The sequence below is a fragment of the Rubellimicrobium sp. CFH 75288 genome (assembly GCF_009904055.1).
Classification (GTDB): Bacteria; Pseudomonadota; Alphaproteobacteria; order Rhodobacterales; family Rhodobacteraceae; genus Rubellimicrobium.
Map to the genome: position 1 here is coordinate 447,052 of NZ_WYDP01000003.1, position 17,938 is coordinate 464,989.

17 protein-coding genes are annotated in these 17,938 nt (G+C 71.6%); 6 read left to right on the top strand and 11 right to left on the bottom strand.

The annotated features are described in order from the left end of the window. Window positions 1–65: 65 nt before the first annotated feature. Window positions 66–833, top strand: a complete 768-nt coding sequence (locus GT358_RS05455) for a GNAT family N-acetyltransferase (protein WP_166581555.1) — start codon at window positions 66–68, stop codon at window positions 831–833. 7 nt (window positions 834–840) lie between these two features. Here the strand turns inward: GT358_RS05455 and GT358_RS05460 are convergent, their stop codons facing one another. From GT358_RS05460 to thrS, 4 genes are all read right to left on the bottom strand, one after another. Then, window positions 841–1,050, bottom strand: a complete 210-nt coding sequence (locus GT358_RS05460) for a cold-shock protein (RefSeq protein WP_166581556.1) — start codon at window positions 1,048–1,050, stop codon at window positions 841–843. 170 nt (window positions 1,051–1,220) lie between these two features. Beyond that, complete coding sequence (locus GT358_RS05465) at window positions 1,221–2,225, bottom strand: YsnF/AvaK domain-containing protein (protein WP_166581557.1); 1,005 nt, start codon at window positions 2,223–2,225, stop codon at window positions 1,221–1,223. A 10-nt stretch (window positions 2,226–2,235) separates the two neighbouring features. Then, window positions 2,236–2,706, bottom strand: coding sequence for a YsnF/AvaK domain-containing protein (locus tag GT358_RS05470; protein ID WP_166581558.1), 471 nt, complete (start codon window positions 2,704–2,706; stop codon window positions 2,236–2,238). Between the two features lie 80 nt (window positions 2,707–2,786). Further along, the gene (thrS, locus tag GT358_RS05475; protein WP_166581559.1) at window positions 2,787–4,757 is read right to left on the bottom strand and encodes a threonine--tRNA ligase; all 1,971 of its coding nucleotides are present in this window, start codon (window positions 4,755–4,757) and stop codon (window positions 2,787–2,789) included. Window positions 4,758–4,964: 207 nt separating this feature from the next. On the opposite strand from thrS, the gene GT358_RS05480 reads away from it, so the two are divergent. Both GT358_RS05480 and GT358_RS05485 read left to right on the top strand, forming a co-directional pair. Then, window positions 4,965–5,693 carry a carboxylesterase gene (locus tag GT358_RS05480; protein WP_166581560.1) on the top strand — a complete coding sequence of 243 codons (729 nt, stop codon included), beginning with the start codon at window positions 4,965–4,967 and terminating at the stop codon, window positions 5,691–5,693. 1 nt (window position 5,694) lies between these two features. Further along, a complete protein-coding gene (locus tag GT358_RS05485) occupies window positions 5,695–6,603 on the top strand; it encodes a serine aminopeptidase domain-containing protein (RefSeq protein ID WP_166581561.1) in 909 nt (302 codons plus the stop codon). Here the strand turns inward: GT358_RS05485 and phaZ are convergent. Continuing rightward, on the bottom strand, window positions 6,566–7,867 hold the full coding sequence (gene phaZ / locus GT358_RS05490; RefSeq protein ID WP_166581562.1) for a polyhydroxyalkanoate depolymerase: 1,302 nt from the start codon (window positions 7,865–7,867) through the stop codon (window positions 6,566–6,568). The genes GT358_RS05485 and phaZ overlap by 38 nt on opposite strands. A 96-nt stretch (window positions 7,868–7,963) precedes the next feature. On the opposite strand from phaZ, the gene phaC reads away from it, so the two are divergent. From phaC to phaR, 3 genes are all read left to right on the top strand, one after another. Further along, on the top strand, window positions 7,964–9,775 hold the full coding sequence (phaC, locus tag GT358_RS05495; protein ID WP_166581563.1) for a class I poly(R)-hydroxyalkanoic acid synthase: 1,812 nt from the start codon (window positions 7,964–7,966) through the stop codon (window positions 9,773–9,775). 135 nt (window positions 9,776–9,910) lie between these two features. Further along, complete coding sequence (locus tag GT358_RS05500) at window positions 9,911–10,366, top strand: Phasin (RefSeq protein ID WP_166581564.1); 456 nt, start codon at window positions 9,911–9,913, stop codon at window positions 10,364–10,366. Between the two features lie 147 nt (window positions 10,367–10,513). Further along, the gene (gene phaR / locus GT358_RS05505; protein ID WP_166581565.1) at window positions 10,514–10,999 is read left to right on the top strand and encodes a polyhydroxyalkanoate synthesis repressor PhaR; all 486 of its coding nucleotides are present in this window, start codon (window positions 10,514–10,516) and stop codon (window positions 10,997–10,999) included. Window positions 11,000–11,048: 49 nt separating this feature from the next. Here phaR and GT358_RS05510 read toward each other — a convergent pair whose 3' ends face one another. The 6 genes from GT358_RS05510 to GT358_RS05535 all read right to left on the bottom strand — a co-directional run bounded on the left by GT358_RS05510 (window position 11,049) and on the right by GT358_RS05535 (window position 17,529). Beyond that, the gene (locus GT358_RS05510; RefSeq protein ID WP_166581566.1) at window positions 11,049–12,416 is read right to left on the bottom strand and encodes an aminotransferase; all 1,368 of its coding nucleotides are present in this window, start codon (window positions 12,414–12,416) and stop codon (window positions 11,049–11,051) included. Between the two features lie 133 nt (window positions 12,417–12,549). Further along, entirely contained in the window at window positions 12,550–13,860 is a 1,311-nt protein-coding gene (locus GT358_RS05515) for an FAD-binding oxidoreductase (RefSeq protein ID WP_166581567.1), read from the bottom strand. Beyond that, complete coding sequence (locus GT358_RS05520) at window positions 13,857–14,246, bottom strand: VOC family protein (RefSeq protein WP_166581568.1); 390 nt, start codon at window positions 14,244–14,246, stop codon at window positions 13,857–13,859. Before GT358_RS05520 ends, GT358_RS05515 begins: the two co-directional genes overlap by 4 nt. Further along, on the bottom strand, window positions 14,246–15,595 hold the full coding sequence (locus GT358_RS05525) for a glutamine synthetase family protein (protein WP_166581569.1): 1,350 nt from the start codon (window positions 15,593–15,595) through the stop codon (window positions 14,246–14,248). The genes GT358_RS05520 and GT358_RS05525 overlap by 1 nt, the downstream gene beginning before the upstream one ends. After that, window positions 15,592–16,278, bottom strand: a complete 687-nt coding sequence (locus tag GT358_RS05530) for a type 1 glutamine amidotransferase (protein WP_166581570.1) — start codon at window positions 16,276–16,278, stop codon at window positions 15,592–15,594. Before GT358_RS05530 ends, GT358_RS05525 begins: the two co-directional genes overlap by 4 nt. Window positions 16,279–16,350: 72 nt before the next feature. Beyond that, a complete protein-coding gene (locus tag GT358_RS05535; RefSeq protein WP_166581571.1) occupies window positions 16,351–17,529 on the bottom strand; it encodes an alpha-hydroxy acid oxidase in 1,179 nt (392 codons plus the stop codon). Between the last annotated feature and the right edge of the window lie 409 nt (window positions 17,530–17,938).

The following is a 17,938-nucleotide window of genomic DNA, read 5'->3' on the forward strand; positions in this document are numbered from 1 at the left end:
GCAGGCCCCCCTTGCCTCGCCGCTCCCCGTGGCCACCTTGGGACGGGGGAGAGGGGGACAGGACCATGGCCATGCGCGGAGAAAGCTGGGCGGCCCGCCGCCGCCGGTCCGAGGGACCGCTCGACGGGGGAGAGATCGCGCTGGCCCGGGCCCAAGGGGTCGAACTTGCCTTCGATGCGGCCCAGACCGGCTGGGTGCCTGCCGCCCTGGCCGACGATCTGGTGCCCCCGGCCACCGCTCCGCCCCGTGCGGGCGGCGCGCGGCGCATCGGCTTCCGGCCCTGGCGCAGCGCGGATGTCCCGCTGTTCCGCGAGCTGCTCGACGATCCGGCCGTCTGGCGCCACCTGCCCGAGCCCTATCCGGACCCGCTGACGGATCGCGACGCCCTGGCGCTGATCGCGGTCTCGAACGACGGCCCGCACCACACGGTCCGGGCGATCCTGCTCGACGGCCGGCCCGTCGGGCAGGTCCGGCTCGCCTTCATGGCGGGCACGGACGCCGGTCTGGGCGAACTCGGCTACTGGATCGGCCGCGCCTTCTGGAACCGCGCCATCGCCTCCGAGGCCGTACCCCTGTTCGTGGCCCGGATGTGGCGGACGCATCCGGGGCTGGGGCGGATCGTCGCCCGGGTCCACGCCGACAACCCCGCCTCGGCGCGGGTCCTCGAGAAGCTGGGAGCCCAGCCGGCGGGCCTCGACCCCCGCTCGCCCGCCTGGCGGCTCTTCGTGCTGGACCGGGGCGCTGCGAACCGGCGAGCCCGATCTGCCGCCGCGAGGCACCCCGGCCTTGCCCTCGCGCCGCAGACAGGGGCCGCCGACCGGCCGTCGGCTTGAGATCGCGTCAGTCGGACCGGCGCAGGTTTCCCGCCATCATCCGCCCGTCGCGTCCGGTGATGAGATCGAATTCGACCTTCTGGTTGTCGGCCAGGCCCGTCATGCCGGCCTGTTCCACGGCGCTGATATGGACGAACACGTCCTTGCCGCCGTCATCGGGGGCGATAAAGCCATAGCCCTTCGTCGTGTTGAACCATTTCACGGTGCCCTTCGGCATCGCCCGTCTCCATCCTTCGCGCCGGCCGCCCCCGCGGCTCGCGGGTTCAGCTAGCCCGCCTGCCGAGACGGGCAACGCCGGCCGAACGACAAAGTGCACAGGTCCGCCGGGGACAGCGGAAAGGCCCGGGCACCCTGCCGGCACCCGGGCCCTTCCTGCCTGCAAAACGGTCAGTAGCGATCGCGCTCGCCGCTCAGGCGGGTCGTCTCGCCCGTCCGGTCGTCCTCGATCTCCACCTCGGTCTTGCGCACCGTGTCGGTGACGGTCTCGTGGCGGACCTCGCTCTCCTCGCGCAGCGCGATCTCCTCGACCACGCGCGCCTCCTTGGAGACGACGGCCTCCTCCTCGTATTCGCGCGCCTCGATCACGCGCTCGCCGTCGCGGAAGTCGGCGGCTTCCGCCGGGCGGTCCACCGGGCGGCGCTCCACATAGACGCGGGTCGAGCGCAGGTCCACCTCGGCGGAGACGGGTTCCTCCCGGACATAGGAGCGCACGCGCACGCGGCCGCCTTCGCGGGCACGCTTGCCGACGGCGAGCTGCTCCTCGACCACCTCGACCGTCTCGCCGGGCGCGCGCTCGTGCCGGCCCATGTCGCGGCGGCCCATGTCGGCCGCCATCTGGGTCTGGCCGCGCATCCCGTCGTCGTAGATGGTGCCGCGGTCCTGATCCTCGATCCCACGCGCGCCCAGATCGACGCCGACGGCGGCCGCCGACATCCCCGCCCGGGCGCTGTCGCCGCGGTAATAGTCGGAATGCTCGTAGCCCCAGCCCGAGGAGCGCCATTCGCTCTCGCGGGAGTCGAGATCGACCGAGCCCTCGTCATCCAGGATGTCGATGATGGTGTCCTCCATGACGGGGTCGTAGCCCGTCACCGCCACCATGTGCGACCCGCGCGAAAGGCCCTCGGCATAGGTGTAGCGGTCCTCCTCGGGAAAGAAGAAGTCGCCCAGCGATTCCCAGAAACCCTTGTGCGTCTCGCGATAGCGCGGATCGTCGCGATAGGCGGGATCGCTGTAATCCCAGCGGGTGCCGCCCTCGTGCGAATAGCCGGGGGTATAGCGGATCGCGCTTTCGGCGACGCCGGCCTGCCGCAGGCGCGCCACGGCGCGCTCGGCCTCGGCGGCGGAGTCGAACATGGCAGTCAGCGTGCGGCTGCCGGAATAGGTCGTGTCCATCGGGTGCTCCTCACTCGGACGGGGTGGTGGGCGTTTCGGGGGGCAGACGCTCCACATCCGCCACCTGGCGGCGGAGCGTGACGGGGACCTCGACCTCGTGCCGGCGGGTGAGCCGGCGGATGCGGACCTCCTCCACGAGGACCAGCTTGGTCTCGTAGATCAGCCGCTCCTCGTAGATCGGGATGATCGTGACGTCGCCCTCCTCGCGGGGGGCTTCCATGGTCTCCACGACGCGCTCGATGGGCACGCGCTCCATCTCCACCGCCGTATCCTCGAGCGGGACCCGCAGGGTCTCCTCGCGCGATTCGGTGTGGGTCCGGATGCGGATGCCGCCGCGATCGACCACGCGGCGTTCGATGACGGGGCGTTCCTCGACAAGCGCGAGGCGGTCCTCGGCGATGCGACCCTCACGGGTGTCGAGCGGTCGCAACTCGTCGCCCGCGACCCCGGGGGGGCGCGGCTCGTCGTATCTGGCGGTCATGGCGTCCTTCCGTCCGCCCGCACCCCCTCGGCGCGGGTTGCCGGCTCAACGCCTGACTCGCGGCTTCGTTCCCTCGGTTCTCAGCGGCGCAGGTCGGGCGGCACCGCGTCGGCGGAGAGCCGCGCCACCGCCTCTTCCAGCGCCAGGACCTCGCTGCCCTCCTGCCCCAGCCGCCGCAGCGAGACGGTGCGCCCTTCCACCTCGCGCATGCCCAGCGCCAGGATCACCGGGACCTTGCCGACGGAATGCTCGCGCACCTTGTAGTTGATCTTCTCGTTGCGCGTGTCCGCCTCGGCCCGCAGACCGGCCGCCGCCAGCCGCTCCGTCACCTCCGCCACATAGGTGTCCGCCCCCGACACGATGGACGCCACCACCACCTGCCGCGGCGCCAGCCAGAAGGGCAGGCGGCCGGCATGGTTCTCGATCAGGATGCCGATGAACCGCTCGAACGAACCCAGGATCGCCCGGTGCAGCATCACGGGCCGGTGCTTCTGCCCGTCCTCGCCCACATATTCCGCCCCCAGCCGCTCGGGCAGGTTGAAATCGGCCTGCAACGTGCCGCATTGCCACTCGCGCCCGATCGCGTCCGTCAGCGTGAAGTCCAGCTTGGGCCCGTAGAACGCCCCGTCGCCGGGGTTCAGATCGAACTCCCGCCCCGCCGCCCGGATCGCGCCCTCCAGCGCCGCCTCCGCCTTGTCCCACACCGCGTCCGAGCCCACGCGCACCTCCGGCCGCGTGGACAGCCGGATGCGGAACCGCTCAAAGCCGAGGTCGCGGTACACCTCCGTCAGCATCCGCAGGAACCGCCCCGTCTCGGCCTCGATCTGGTCCTCGGTGCAGAAGATGTGCGCGTCGTCCTGCACGAATCCCCGCACCCGCATCAGCCCGTGCATCGAGCCCGAGGATTCGTAGCGGTGGCACGACCCGAACTCCGCGAGCCGCAGCGGCAGGTCGCGATAGCTCTTGATGCCCTGGTTGTAGACCTGCACGTGGCAGGGGCAGTTCATCGGCTTGAGCGCGTTGACGCGCTTCTCGCGCGCGCCCTCCTCGTCCACCTCCACGATGAACATGTTCTCGCGATAGGCCTCCCAGTGGCCCGACCGCTCCCACAGCACGCGGTCCACCACCTGCGGCGTGCGGATCTCGCGATAGCCGTGGGCACGCTGGCGGCGGCCCATGTAGTCCTGCAGCGTGCGATAGACCGTCCAGCCGTTCGGGTGCCAGAACACCATCCCCGGCGCCTCCTCCTGGAGGTGGAACAGCTCCATCTCGCGGCCGATCCGGCGATGGTCGCGCCGGGCGGCCTCCTCCAGCATGGCCAGATGCGCCTTCAGCTCGTCGCGCGTGCGGAACGCCACTCCGCTGATGCGCTGAAGCTGCGGGCGCGTGACATCCCCGAACCAGTAGGCGCCCGACACCCCCATCAGCTTGAACGCATCCGCCGGAAGCTGCCCGGTATGCGCCAGATGGGGGCCGCGGCACAGGTCCATCCACTCCCCGTGCCAGTAGAGGCGGATGGGCTCGCCTTCGGGGATGCGCCCGATCAGCTCCACCTTGAAGGGCTCTCCCGCCGCCTCGTAATGGGCCAGGGCGCGGGCGCGGTCCCAGACCTCCGTGCGCACGGGCTCGCGCGCGGCGATGATGCGGCGCATCTCGGCCTCGATCGCGCCCAGATCGTCGGGCGTGAAGGGCTCGGCCCGGTCGAAGTCGTAGAACCAGCCCGTCTCGGTCACGGGACCGATCGTCACCTTGGTCTCCGGCCACAGCCGCTGAACCGCCTTGGCCATCACATGCGCCAGGTCGTGGCGGATCAGCTCCAGCCCCTCGGGGTCCTTCAGCGTGCGGATCTCCAGCGCGCCGTCGCGCTCGATCGGCCATTGCAGGTCCCAGTGCACCCCGTCCAGCCGCGCCGATACCGCCGCCTTGGCCAGCGAGGGCGAGATCGCGCGCGCCACCTCGGCCGCGCTCGTGCCCCGCGGCACCTCGCGCACGGCCCCGTCGGGCAGGGTCAGGCGCACGGTCCCGGTCAGGGTGTCGGCGGTCTCGGTCATGGTCCGGCTCCTCGTCGGTTCGGCGCCCACGGTTGCGCCCGGTTGTGAGGGGCGCGCACCCGCGCCCGGAGACGCCGCATGCGCGGCGGGACGCCCGGACTCCTCGCGGGCGCGGCCGCGCGCCCGGCGGCGCCGCGTTGTCGCGCCCGCTTGCGCCGGGGTCAAGCCTCGGGGCAGGGTCCCTGCGCCAGAGGCCGGAGACACCCGATGGAGACGATCACCACCCCTCAGGGCCGCACCCTCGCGCTCCGCCGGCAGGCGGGCAGGGGACCCGCGGTGCTGTTTCTCGGCGGCTTCGCCTCGGACATGACGGGAACCAAGGCGGCGTGGCTCCACGACTGGGCCGCCGGGCAGGGCCGCGCCTTCTGCCGCTTCGACTATTCCGCCCACGGCGCCTCTCCCGGCCGGTGGGAGGACGGCACGATCGGCGCCTGGGCCGAGGATGCCGGGGCCGTGCTCGACCTGCTGCCGCGCCCCGCGATCCTTGTCGGCTCCTCCATGGGCGGCTGGATCGCGCTGCTGCTCGCGCGGGCCCGGCCGGGGGACGTGGCGGGCCTCGTCACGATCGCCGCCGCCCCCGACTTCACCGAGGACCATTACTGGGACGCCGCCACCCCCGACCAGCGCCGCGCCCTCGAGGAACGGGGCCGCCTCGAGATCCCGTCCGAATACGGCGCTCCCCTCGTCATCACGCGCGCCCTTGTCGAGGACGGCCGCCGCCACCTCGTGCTCCGCTCGCCCCTCCACCTGCCCATGCCCGTGCGGATGCTCCAGGGCACGGCCGACCGCGACGTGCCCTCCGCCACCGCCCTGCGCCTGCTCGATCACGCCACCGGCCCCGACATCCGCCTCACGCTCGTCAAGGACGCGGACCACCGCTTCTCCACCCCCCGCTGCCTCCGGCTCATCGGCGCGGCGGTCGAGGAGGTGTCGTGACGTGACCGCGCCCCTGCCGCCCCTCGCCGACATCCCCGACTGGCTCGTCGCGCTCGAGGCGCGCGCCCCCGCGCTGCGCCCCGGCGCCGCCGCCCGCCTCGACTGGGGCGACAGGCCCGGCGCGCGCACGGACTGGTGCGTCCTCTTCGTCCACGGCTTCTCGGCGAGCCCGCGCGAGCTGTCCCCCTTCCCCGAGCGTCTGGCCGGGGCGCTCGGCGCCAACGCCATGTTCGTGCGCCTGACCGGGCACGGACAGGACGGCGCGGCGATGGCGCGTGCGCGGCTCCGGCACTGGCGCGCCGACGTGGCCCGCGGCTTCCGCATCGCCCGCGCGGCCGGCACCCGCACCCTCGCCGTGGGCTGCTCGACCGGCGCGACGCTTCTCGTGGACGCCCTCCTCCGGGGCGAGGAGGCCGCCGCGGCCCTCCTCGTGTCGCCCAATTTCGGCCTGCGCGACCCGCGCGCGCGCCGCCTGCTCGACGCGCCGCTCGCGCGGATCTGGGGCCCCCTCGTCGTGGGGCGCGAGCGCGTGGCCGACATGACCCCTGCCCAGGCGCTGATCTGGACCGCGCGCTATCCCTCCTCGGCGCTCGTCACGATGGGGGCGGCGCTGCGCGCCCTCGACGGCGCCGATCTCGGCCGCCTGCGCCTGCCCGCCCTTTTCGCCTATGCCGACGAGGATGCGGTCGTGGACCCTGCCGCCGCCGCCTCGGCCATGGCCCGCTGGGGCGGCCCGGCCGAGCGGCTGCGCCTGCGGCCCCTGCCGGGCTGCGACCCTGCCGCCCACGTGCTGGCCGGCGACGGGATGTGCCCCGCGGGAACTGCGCCGCTGCTGGCCGGCGCGCTCGACTGGGCCGGGCGCGCGCTGGGCGTCAGTCCGAGGCCGTCGCCCCCGCCACCCGCGGCATGAGCGAGGCGACGGCGCGGGGCCGCCGCGGGCTCTCGGCCGCGTTGTCGTCGAAGAAGCGCAGGACCAGGGGCCGGATGTTGTCCCGCCACGACCTGCCGGCGAAGATCCCGTAATGGCCCGCGCCCGGCTCCAGATGCGCGGCCTTGCGCGACGGGGGCAGGCCGGTCAGCAGGTCCAGCGCGGCCAGGCATTGCCCCGGCGCGCTGATGTCGTCCTTCTCGCCCTCGACCACCATCACCGCCGTCCGCGTGATCCGCCCCAGATCGACCCGCCGCCCCCTCACGGTGAAGGCGTTGCGCGCCACCTCGCGCCCCTTGAAGATCCGCTCCACGGTCGAGAGGTAGAACTCGGCCGTCATGTCCATCACGGCCAGGTATTCGTCGTAGAAGGCGTTGTGCTTGTCGTGGTCGCTCGCCTCCCCCTTGGCCACGCGGAACATCTGGTCGATGAAGCTCCGGCTGTGGGTCTGCGCATTCATGCTCATGAAGGACGCGAGCTGCAGGAGGCCCGGATAGACCATCCGCCCCACGCCGCGGTACTTGAAGCCGACCTGCTGGATCATCGTCTGCTCCAGCACCCCCATGGTCACGCGCCGCCCGAAATCCGTGACCTCGGTCGGGTTCGCGTCCGGGTCGATCGGCCCGCCCACCAGGATCAGCGACCGCGGCTGCGCCTCCTCGTCCTCCGTGGCCAGCAGCGCCGTGGCCTCCAGCGCGAGCGGCGCGGGCTGGCAGACCGCCATCACGTGCAGGTCGGGGCCCAGATGCCGCATGAACTCGGCCAGATAGAGCGTGTAGTCCTCGATGTCGAAGGTGCCCTCCGACACCGGAATGTCCCGCGCGTTGCGCCAGTCGGTGATGAACACCTCGCAATCCGGCAGGAGCGAGATCACCGTCTTGCGCAGCAGCGTCGCATAGTGCCCCGACATCGGCGCGATCAGCAGCACGCGCCGCGACCGCGGAAACCGTCCCGGCACGCGGAAATGCACGAGATCCCCGAAGGGCTTGCGGATCAGCGTCTCCACCCGCACCGTATGGTCGCGCCCGTCGTCGCCCGTGACGGCCGAGATGCCCCAGTCCGGCTTGACCACCATGCGCGCGAAGGTCCGCTCCGTCACCTCGCCCCAGGCCTTGATCCAGTCCACCAGCGGGTTGCCGCTCGCCGCGAGCGCCGGATAGGACCCCCAGGCCCGCGCCGTGGCGCCCAGCCACTGGTTGGTGTTGCGCGCGCTTTCCATGAGGTCGTAGGTGAACATGGACTTCATATAGGTCTCCGCGACGGTCCGGCACAGCCCGGACCGGGAGGGTCGCGGAGGCGGGTCCGTGATGCTGCGCTTGCAAAGTAGGGCGGGGGAGGAACCATGGCAACAGAGCAGAAGAACGACCCGCCCGAGGCGCGGCAGGAGGGCCGCAACCTGGAAACCTTCGAGCGCAATCTCCGCCGCATCGAGGATCTGAGCGCCCGCCTCGTCTCGGTCATGGCCCAGCGCCGCCACGTGCCCCCCGCGCTTCAGGGGCCGTCGCCCGACCTCTACGTGAAGGCCGCCCAGGCGTGGATGGCCGAGGCGATGGCGAACCCCGCCCGGCTCATTGCCCAGCAGGCCGGCTACTGGACCGAGGCATTGCGCCATTTCAGCGCCATGCAGGCGGCGTTTGTCCCCGGCGCCGGACCGGCGCCCGAGGCCGGGCCGCGCGACCGGCGCTTTGCCAATCCGCTCTGGGATACCCATCCCTGGTTCGCCGCCGTCAAGCATCAGTATCTTCTCAACAGCGAGGCGGTCGCGCGCGCGGTGGACTCGATCGAGGGGCTGTCGGAGCGCGAGAAGACCCGCCTGCGCTACTTCTCGCGCCAGATGGTGGACCTGCTCGCGCCCACCAACTTCCTCGCCACCAACCCGGATGCCCTCGAACGCGCGCTCGAGACGGATGGTCAGAGCCTCGTGGACGGGCTCGAGAACCTCGTGCGCGACCTCGAGGCGCATGGGGGCGAGCTGATCGTCCGCCTCGCCGACGACAGCGCCTTCCGCCTGGGCGAGAACATCGCCACCACGCCGGGCGAGGTCGTGTTCCGCAACCGCCTGTTCGAGCTGATCCAGTACGCGCCCTCCACCGAAACGGTGCACCAGATCCCGCTCGTGATCTTTCCGCCCTGGATCAACAAGTTCTACATCCTCGACCTCAAGCCCCAGAACAGCCTGGTCAAGTGGATCGTGGATCAGGGATTCACGCTGTTCATGGTCTCCTGGGTCAATCCCGATCCGTCCTATCGCGACACGACGCTGGGGGATTACGTCGCCGCCTATCTGGAGGCGACGGACCGCATCCGCACGATCTGCGGCACGGACCGGGTCAACGTCGTGGGCTACTGCATCGCGGGAACCACCCTTGCGCTCGCGCTCGCGCTGCTGGCGCGCCGGGGCGACCGGCGGGTGCAGGCGGCCACCTTCCTGACCACGCTCACCGACTTCTCCGACCCCGGCGAGATGGGCGTGTTCCTCGAGAACGACTTCGTGGACGCGCTCGAGCGCGAGGCGGGCGAGAAGGGGATTCTCGAGTCCTTCTACATGGCGCGCACCTTCTCCTACCTGCGCTCCAACGACCTCATCTACGCGCCCGCCATCCGCTCCTACATGCTGGGCGAGACGCCGCCCGCCTTCGACCTGCTCTACTGGAACGGCGACGGCACCAACCTGCCCGCCGCGATGGCCGTGGAATACCTGCGCGGCCTCTGCCAGCAGGACCGCTTCGCCCGGGACGGCTTTCCGGTCCTGGGCGAGACGGTGCACCTCTCGGACGTGGACGTGCCGCTCTGCGCCGTGGCCTGCCAGAGCGACCACATCGCCGCCTGGACCTCCTCGTGGCGCGGGGTGCGGGCCATGGGGGCGACGGACAAGACCTTCATCCTGTCCGAGTCGGGGCACATCGCCGGGATCGTCAACCCGCCCTCCAAGGGCAAGTACGGCCACTGGACCAATCCCGACTGGCCCGACACGCCCGAGGAGTGGCTGGCCGGCGCCGAGAAGCACGCGGGCAGCTGGTGGCCGCGCTGGGGCGACTGGCTGGCCGGGCGGTCCGGCCCGCGCATCCCCGCGCGCGAGCCCGGAGGGCCGGGGCACGAGCCGCTCGGCCCCGCACCGGGCCGCTATGTCGCGGTCAGCGCGCCCCCCGCCTGACGGCGGCCGCGAAGGCGGGGCCGGACTTTTTTGCTGCATCGCAGAAAAGGGCCTTGTCATGCTGCACCGCAGCATCTATCTGTGGGCCCATGACGCCGGGGCAGGGGTCCCGGATGGATGCAGGAGACCGAGACGATGGCCAGGACGCAGGATTACGTGGCGATGATGAAGGACATGATGGGCAACCTGCCGGTGGACACCACCGCCATGGAGAACCTGTTCAAGTCCCAGACCGCGCTGGCGGAGAAGATGTCCGCGGTGGCCATCCATGCCGCTCGCGAATCGACCGAGATTTCCTCGCGCTGGATGCACGACACGCTCTCCAAGCTGTCCGCGATGACTGCCGCCAAGCCGGAGCCGGCCGATTACGCCAAGTCGATGACCGACTTCCTGGCCGCGACCGCCGAGTCGACGGCCGAGCACATGGCCGCCTTCGCCGAGGTCGCCAAGCGCGTCCAGACGGAGACGATGGAACTGATGATGGCCGCGGGCAAGGACATGTCCGAGGACGTCACCGCCGCGGCCCGCAAGGCCACGCAGGACATGACGGACGCCGCCCGCAAGGCGACCTCCGCCTCGACCAACGTCTGAGATCCGCGCCCGGCGCGCGCGGCCCGTCCTCCCCGGGCCGCCGGCGCACCGCGCGGCAGGGGCGGGCCCTCACCGGGGGTCCGCCCTTTCTTTTTGCCGCATGGCGGCCTAGGGTTTCTGCAACCGCAGCAGGACAAGAGGAGCCCCATGCCCGCCGAGCCCCGCAAGCCGCTCCTCATCAAGCGCTACGCCTCGCGGCGCCTCTACAACACGGAGACGAGCGACTACGTCACCCTCGACGACATCGCCCGCTTCATCCGCCAGGGGCGCGACGTGCAGATCGTGGACCTCAAGTCCGGCGACGACCTCACCCGCCAGTATCTCCTCCAGATCATCGCCGAGCACGAGAGCCGGGGCGAGAACGTGCTGCCCGTGGGCGTGCTCACGGACCTCGTGCGCGCCTACACGACGCAGGCCGCGCACCTGATGCCCACCTTCCTCGCCGCCTCCTTCGAGATGCTGCGCGAGGGGCAGGCCAAGATGCTCGACCAGATGGCCAAGACCAACCCCATGGCCAAGATGCCCGGCTTCGAGGCGCTCCGCGCCCAGCAGGAGGCGTTCTTCAAGGCCATGACCGGCGGCTTCGGCACGACCGCCCCCCGCAAGGACGAGGACGAGCGCGACAAGCCCTGACGGACAGGGGACCCGCGCCGCCCGACATTCCGGGGGGCGGGCTGCCCCCTCATGCCACCTCGGCGAAGACCCGATCCAGCGCCCGGCCCAGCTTGGCGAACATCTCGTCCATCTGCGCCTCCGTCAGGATGAAGGGCGGCGCCAGCACGATGCTCTGGCCCAGCGGCCGGCAGATCAGCCCCTCGTCCGTGCTCGCATTGGCGATCCGCTCGCTCACCGACAGCTTGCTGTCGAAGGGCCGCTTGGTGGCCTTGTCCGCCACTGCCTCCAGTGCGGCCATGAAGCCCACGCCCCGCCACTCGCCGATGTGGGGGTGCTCGGCCAGCTTCGCCAGGCCCGCCTGGAACCGCGGCGTCAGGCGGCGGACATTCTCGGCTAGGCCGTCGTTCATCACCACGTCGATCGCCTTCAGCGCGATCGCGCAGCCCACCGGATGCCCCGAGGCGGTGAAGCCGTGGGGAAACTCCTCGATCGCCTCCGACGCGCGCTGGAGGCGGTCCGACAGCTCCGGCCCCAAGATCACCGCCCCCATCGGAAAGAACCCCGCCGTCAGGTTCTTGGACGAGATGATGGCATCGGGCACGAAGCCGAAGGTCTCGCAGCCCCAGGTGTTCCCCGTCCGCCCGAACCCGCAGATCACCTCGTCCGCGATCAGCGGGATGCCGTGACGCTTCAGGATCGGCGCGACCGCCTGGAAGTAGCCTTGGGACGGCACGATCACGCCCCCCGCGCCCTGCACCGGCTCGGCGAAGAAGCCCGCGATCGTGTCCGCCCCCTCGCGCGCGATCGTGTCCTCCAGCTCCTGCGCCATGCGCTGCGTGAACTGCTCCTCGCTCTCGCCCTCGCGCCCCTCGCGCCAGTAATGCGGGCAGGTCAGGTGGATGAAGCCCGGCAGCGGCAGGCCGAACACGCTGTTGTAGGGCTTTCCGGTCATCGAGGCCGACACCGCCGTGACCCCGTGATAGGCGTTCCACCGCGTCAGGATCTTGCGCCGCTGCGGCTGCCCCTCCGAGGCCCAGAGGAACCACAGCATCTTCACCATCGTGTCGTTCGCCTCCGACCCCGAATTGGTGAAGAACACCTTGCCCGTCTCGAAGGGCGACACCTCCACCAGTGTCTCGGCCAGCATCACCGCCTGGTCCGAGATGCGCCCGAAGAAGGCGTGATAGCCCGGAAAGCGCGCATACTGCTCCTGCGCCGCCGCGATCAGCCCCGGATGGTCGAAGCCCGCGACCATGTTCCACAGGCCCGAATTGGCATCGAGGTATTCGCGCCCGTGCACGTCGTAGATGTAGGGGCCCTTGCCATGGGTCAGCACCACGGCCCCCCGCGCCTTGACCGTGGGCAGGTCGGTGAAGCCGTAGAAGGTGGCCGCGTCCGCGCGCGCCTCCCAGGTCTTGGGGCTCTGGTCGTTCATGGCGGGCCTCCTCTTTGCTCCGTCCTAGCGCGGACCTTGCGACGCGGGCAATGCGGCGCAGGAGCCCCCGGCCCCCGACCGGCGCAAGCCGCTTGCGCTGCCCCGCCACCGTGCGCAACACCCTTGCGCCGGGTCAGAACCCCAGCCGGTCGCGCAGCCCGTACCACGTCATGGCCAGCGTCAGCAGCGGCGCCCGCGCCGCCGCCCCGCCCGGAAAGCGCGGCGTGGGCAGCAGCGCCATCGCGTCGAGGCGCGCCGCCTGACCCAGCACGGCCTCGGCCATGATGCGCCCCGTGATCCCCGACAGCGCCACCCCGTGCCCCGAGAAGCCGCCCCCCGAGACGATGTTGGGCGCCACCCGCATCACCAGCGGCAGCCGCGTCATGGTGATGCCCAGCGTGCCGCCCCAGACATGTTCGATCCGCACGCCCCCGAGCTGCGGAAACAGCCGCGCCAGCCGCTTGCGCAGCGGCCCCGCGATGTCGCGCGGGAATCCCAGCGTGTAGCTCTCGCGTCCCCCGAACAGGAACCGCCGGTCCTCCGAGAAGCGGTAATAGTTCACCACGAACTTGGAATCGGCCACCGCGATGTCCTCGGCCAGAACCTCCTGCCAGCGGTCGGGCAGGGGCTCGGTCGCGCCGATGAAGCTGTTGATGGGCATGACGCGCGCGGCCACTTCGGGCTCCAGGTCGGGCATGTAGCCGTTGCCCGCCAGGATGACGTGCCGCGCCCTCAGCCGCCCTCCGTCCGTGACCAGCACGGCCGGATCGCCCTTCTCGATGCGCAGCACCTCCGAATGCTCGCGGATCAGGGCGCCCGCGGCCTCCGCGCTCCGCGCCAGCGCCAGCGCATAGCGCAGCGGGTGGACGTGCCCCGCGCCCCGGTCGAACGTCCCCCCGGAATAGAGGGGCGAGCGCACCAGCGCCCGGAAGCGGTCGCGGTCCATCACCTCGATGCGGTCGTAGCCATAGCGGTCGGCCAGGAACCGGGCATTGGCCCGTGCGGCATCCGCCTCGGCGGCGTCGTACTGCCCATAGGCCACGCCGGGCAGGAAGCGCGCCTCCGGCGCCTCGCGCTCGCAGAACTCGCGGACCTGCGCCTTGCCCGCCTCGCAGATTTCCCACAGGAGGCGCGCGTTGCCCTCGCCCAGCCGCTCCTCCAGCCATTGCTGGCTCTTGTTGAAGCCCGAGGCGACCTGCCCCCCGTTGCGCCCCGAGGCGCCCCAGCCCGCCCGGTGCGCCTCCAGCACGACGACGCGCAGCCCCGCCTCGGCCAGCACCCGCGCGGCCCAGAGCCCGGTATAGCCCGCGCCCACGATGCCCACGTCGGCGCTCTCCTCGCCGCGCAGGGGCGCGCGCGCCTCCCCCGGAACGTCCGCGCTCGCCGCGTACCAGGACCGGGGCCAGGCGCCCCGGACGGGGTCGTTGCGGTGCAGCGGGTTCATGGCGCCTCCGTCCGTGGTCCGAGAATGCAGAAGCCGTGGCCGAAGGGGTCGGCGCAGAAGGCGACGGCCGGACGCCCCGGCGGGCGGTGGACCGCCTCGACCGCGCCGCCCGCCGCCTCCACGGCCGCCACGGCGGCGGCAAGGTCCTCCACGTGCAGGTCCAGGTGCACGGGCGTCCAGTGCCGCCCGTAATGGCGCTCGGTCCCCTCGGCGGGTGCCGCGCGGCTGCCCGCCGGCTTCTCGGCCAGGGTCAGGCTCTGCCCCGCCGCCTCCAGCACGGCAAAGGCCGGATGCGGCCGCGCCACCTCGGCGAACCCGAACGCCCGGCGCCAGAAGGCCACCCCCGCCTCCAGGTCCGGCACGTCCACCGTCACCCCCAGCCGCATCACACGTTGAGCAGGAGGTGCTCCCGCTCCCAGGGGCTGATGACCTGCAGGAACTCCTCGTTCTCCGTGCGCTTGACGATGGCATAGACGCGCGCGAAGTCCCGCCCCAGCACCTCGTGCAGGTCGGTCGCCTCCTCGAACAGGTCCAGCGCATCCGACAGCGAATAGGGAATCTCGGCGTCGGACTGGTAGGCGTCGCCCTCGAACATCGGCCCCGCGGGCGTGGCCTGCACCATGCCCAGATACCCGCAGGCGAGCGAGGCGGCGATGCACAGATAGGGGTTGCAGTCCATCCCCGGCAGGCGGTTCTCGATCCGCCGCGCCTCGGGGGTGGAGACCGGCACCCGCAGCCCGGTGGTCCGGTTGTCGCGCCCCCATTCCAGGTTGATCGGCGCGGCATGGTTGCGCACGTAGCGCCGGTAGGAGTTCACATAGGGCGCCATCACCGCGATGGCCGAAGGCAGGTGCCGCTGCAGGCCCCCCACGAAATGCAGGAATTCGGGCGTCTCGCCCCCGTCCTCGGCGGTGAACACGTTGCGCCCCGTCGCGTCCAGCACCGAATGGTGCACGTGCATGGCGCTGCCCGGCTCGCCCTCGATGGGCTTGGCCATGAAGGTGGCAAAGCAGTCGTGCTTGAGCGCGGCCTCGCGGATCAGCCGCTTGAAGAAGAACACGTCGTCGGCGAGCTTCACCGGGTCGCCGTGCCGCAGGTTGATCTCGAGCTGCCCCGCCCCTCCCTCCTGCGCGATCCCGTCGATCTCGATGCCCTGGATCTCGGCATATTCGTAGATGTCGTCGATGACGGGGCCGTACTCGTCCACCGCCGTCATGGAATAGGCCTGCCGCGCCGCCGCGGGCCGTCCCGTGCGGCCCATCATCGGCACGATCTCCTTGGCGGGGTCGAGGTTGCGCGCGACCAGGTAGAATTCCATCTCCGGCGCCACGATCGGCGTCCAGCCCCGCTGGTTGTAGAGCTCCACGACGCGCTTGAGCACGTTCCTCGGCGCGATCCCCACCGGGTTGCCCGACAGGTCGTAGGCGTCGTGGATCACCTGCAGCGTGCCGTCCACCGCCCAGGGCGCCGCCGTCGCCGTGCCCAGGTCGGGCCGCATGATCATGTCGGGCTCGGTGAAACCGTCCGTGGCCGCCTCCGCCCAGTCGCCCGTGATCGTCTGGAAGAAGATCGAGTTGGGCAGGTGGAAATACTGCTGCCGCTCCCACTTGGCGGCCGGCACCGCCTTGCCCCGCGCGATCCCCGGAAAGTCGGCAATCACGCATTCCACCTCGTCGAGGCGGTTCGTCTCCAGATAGGCGCGCGCCGCGGCGGGAATCTTGTCGATCCAGCTCATGCCGCCCGCCCTTCCAGAAAGACCCGCGCGATCCGGTCTGCCACCTCGCCCGAGTCGAGCGGCCGGCCCAGCGCCTCGCGCGCCGCGCCCAGCAGCGGCTCGGGCACCACGCCCGGTCCCCGCTCGGCCATCAGGTCGGCCAGGAAGTCCGGGTCGAACTCGGGATGCGCCTGCACGGTCAGGATGGGCGCGTCGTCATAGGCCAGGGCCGCGACCGCACAGCCGGGCGCCGAGGCGATCACCCGCGCCCCCGGCGGCACCGCCGTCACCTGATCCTGATGCCAGGCGTTCAGCGCCACCCGCTCGCCGCCCCATTCGTATTCCGTGCGCCCCACGGACCAGCCGCCCGGATGCTTCTCCACCCGCCCGCCCAGCGCCTGCGCGACGATCTGGTGCCCGAAGCACACCCCCACGAGCGGCCGGCGCGCGTCGCGGATCTCGCGGATCAGCGACTCGAGCGGCGGGATCCACGGATGCCCCTCATACGCTCCGTGGCGGGAGCCGGTCACCAGCCAGCCCTCCGCCGCCTCCGGGCCCGGGGGAAACTCGCCGTCCACCACGGCCCAGGTGCGGAACTCGAGTCCCCGTCCGGCCAGCAGGCGCTCGAACAGGTCGGGATAGTCGCCGTGGCGGGGCCGCAGCGGGTCCGGCGCATGGCCGGTTTGAAGGATGCCGATCAGCATGGGGTGCTCTCTTGGACCCCACGGGCTTACGCCCGGACCCCGGGGGGTCGTCAACCCCCCGGCACCGCCGCGTCAGGCGTTCTCCGCCCACTCCCCCTCGAAGTCGCGCGGCACCAGCAGCACGTCCCGCCCGACCTCCGCCACGCGCCGCCGCCCGATCAGGGCCATCGTCACGTCCATCTCGCGCGCGATCACCTCCAGCGCCCGCGTGACCCCCGCCTCGCCCATCGCGCCCAGCCCGTGCACATAGGCCCGCCCGATCATCGTCGCATCCGCCCCCAGCGCCAGCGCCTTCAGCACGTCCTGCCCCGACCGGATGCCCGAATCGAGCCAGATCTCCGTCCGGCCCTTCACCGCCCGCACGATCGACGGCAGCATCCGGATCGACGACAGCGCCCCGTCGAGCTGCCGCCCCCCATGGTTCGACACCACGATCGCATCCGCCCCCGCCTCCACCGCCAGCCGGGCATCCTCGGGGTCCAGGATGCCCTTCAGCACGAAGGGTCCGCCCCACCTGTCGCGGATGCGCGCCACCTTGCCCCAGTCGAGCCGCGGGTCGAACTGCTCGTTGGTCCACGACATGAGCGAGCGCAGGTCGCCCACGTCCTTCGCATGGCCCACGATGTTGCGGAACGTCCGCCGCCGCGTCCGCGCCATCTCCATCGACCACCGCCAGCGCCGGGCGAAGTCCCAGGCGTTCCTTGCCGTGATCTTGGGCGGCGCCGAGAGCCCGTTCTTGAGGTCCTTGTGCCGCTGCCCCAGGATCTGGAGGTCCAGCGTCAGCACCAGGGCCGAGCAGCGCGCCGCCCGCGCCCGCTCGATGATCCGGTCCACGAACTCCTCGTCCTGCATGACATAGAGCTGGAACCAGAACGGCGCCTCGGGCACCGCCTCGGCCACGTCCTCGATCGAGCAGATCGACATGGTGGACAACGTGAAGGGCACCCCGAAGCGCGCCGCCGCCCGCGCGGCCTTGATCTCGCCGTCCGCGGACTGCATCCCCAGGCTTCCGATGGGGGCCAGCGCGACCGGCATCGCCACCGGCCGGCCCAGCATGGTCGAGGCCAGCGACCGCCCCGACATGTCCACCGCCACCCGCTGGCGGAAGCGCAGCTTCTCGAAGTCGGTGGTGTTCTCCCGATAGGTCTGTTCCGTCCAGGACCCCGAGTCGCAATAGTCGTAGAACATCCGCGGCGTGCGCCGCCGGTGCAGCGCCTTGAGATCGGCGATCGAGGTGATGACGGGCGGCATGGGGGCTCCTCCTGCCCCGGATCGGTAGCAAAGCGGGGCAGGGCGGTCCATCGCCCGCGCGCCGGGGGCGTTGCGGCTGCGGAGCGGGAAGTCCGTCCGGGATCGTGCCGTCGCCCGCGCGCCCACGGGCGTTGCCGCCCCGCACAGCCGGCCCGGTGACGCGAGACCCGCCGCCCGCGGGCGCCGGGGGTGTTGCGCGAATCGGGGACGGTGCGCGCGGTGGTCTAACGGGTCGTTAACCTTTCGCCGGCATCCTCCGGTCCGAAGCCCCGTCCAGGACCCGTCCATGCCCCCGCTCGCCGCCTTTCACGACCCCCGTTGCCTTCCGCCGTCCCGCGCCGCGCTGCTGGCCGCGCTGCACGAACGCCTCTCCCATCTGGGCCTCGGCCGCCCAGAGGGTCGCACGCTC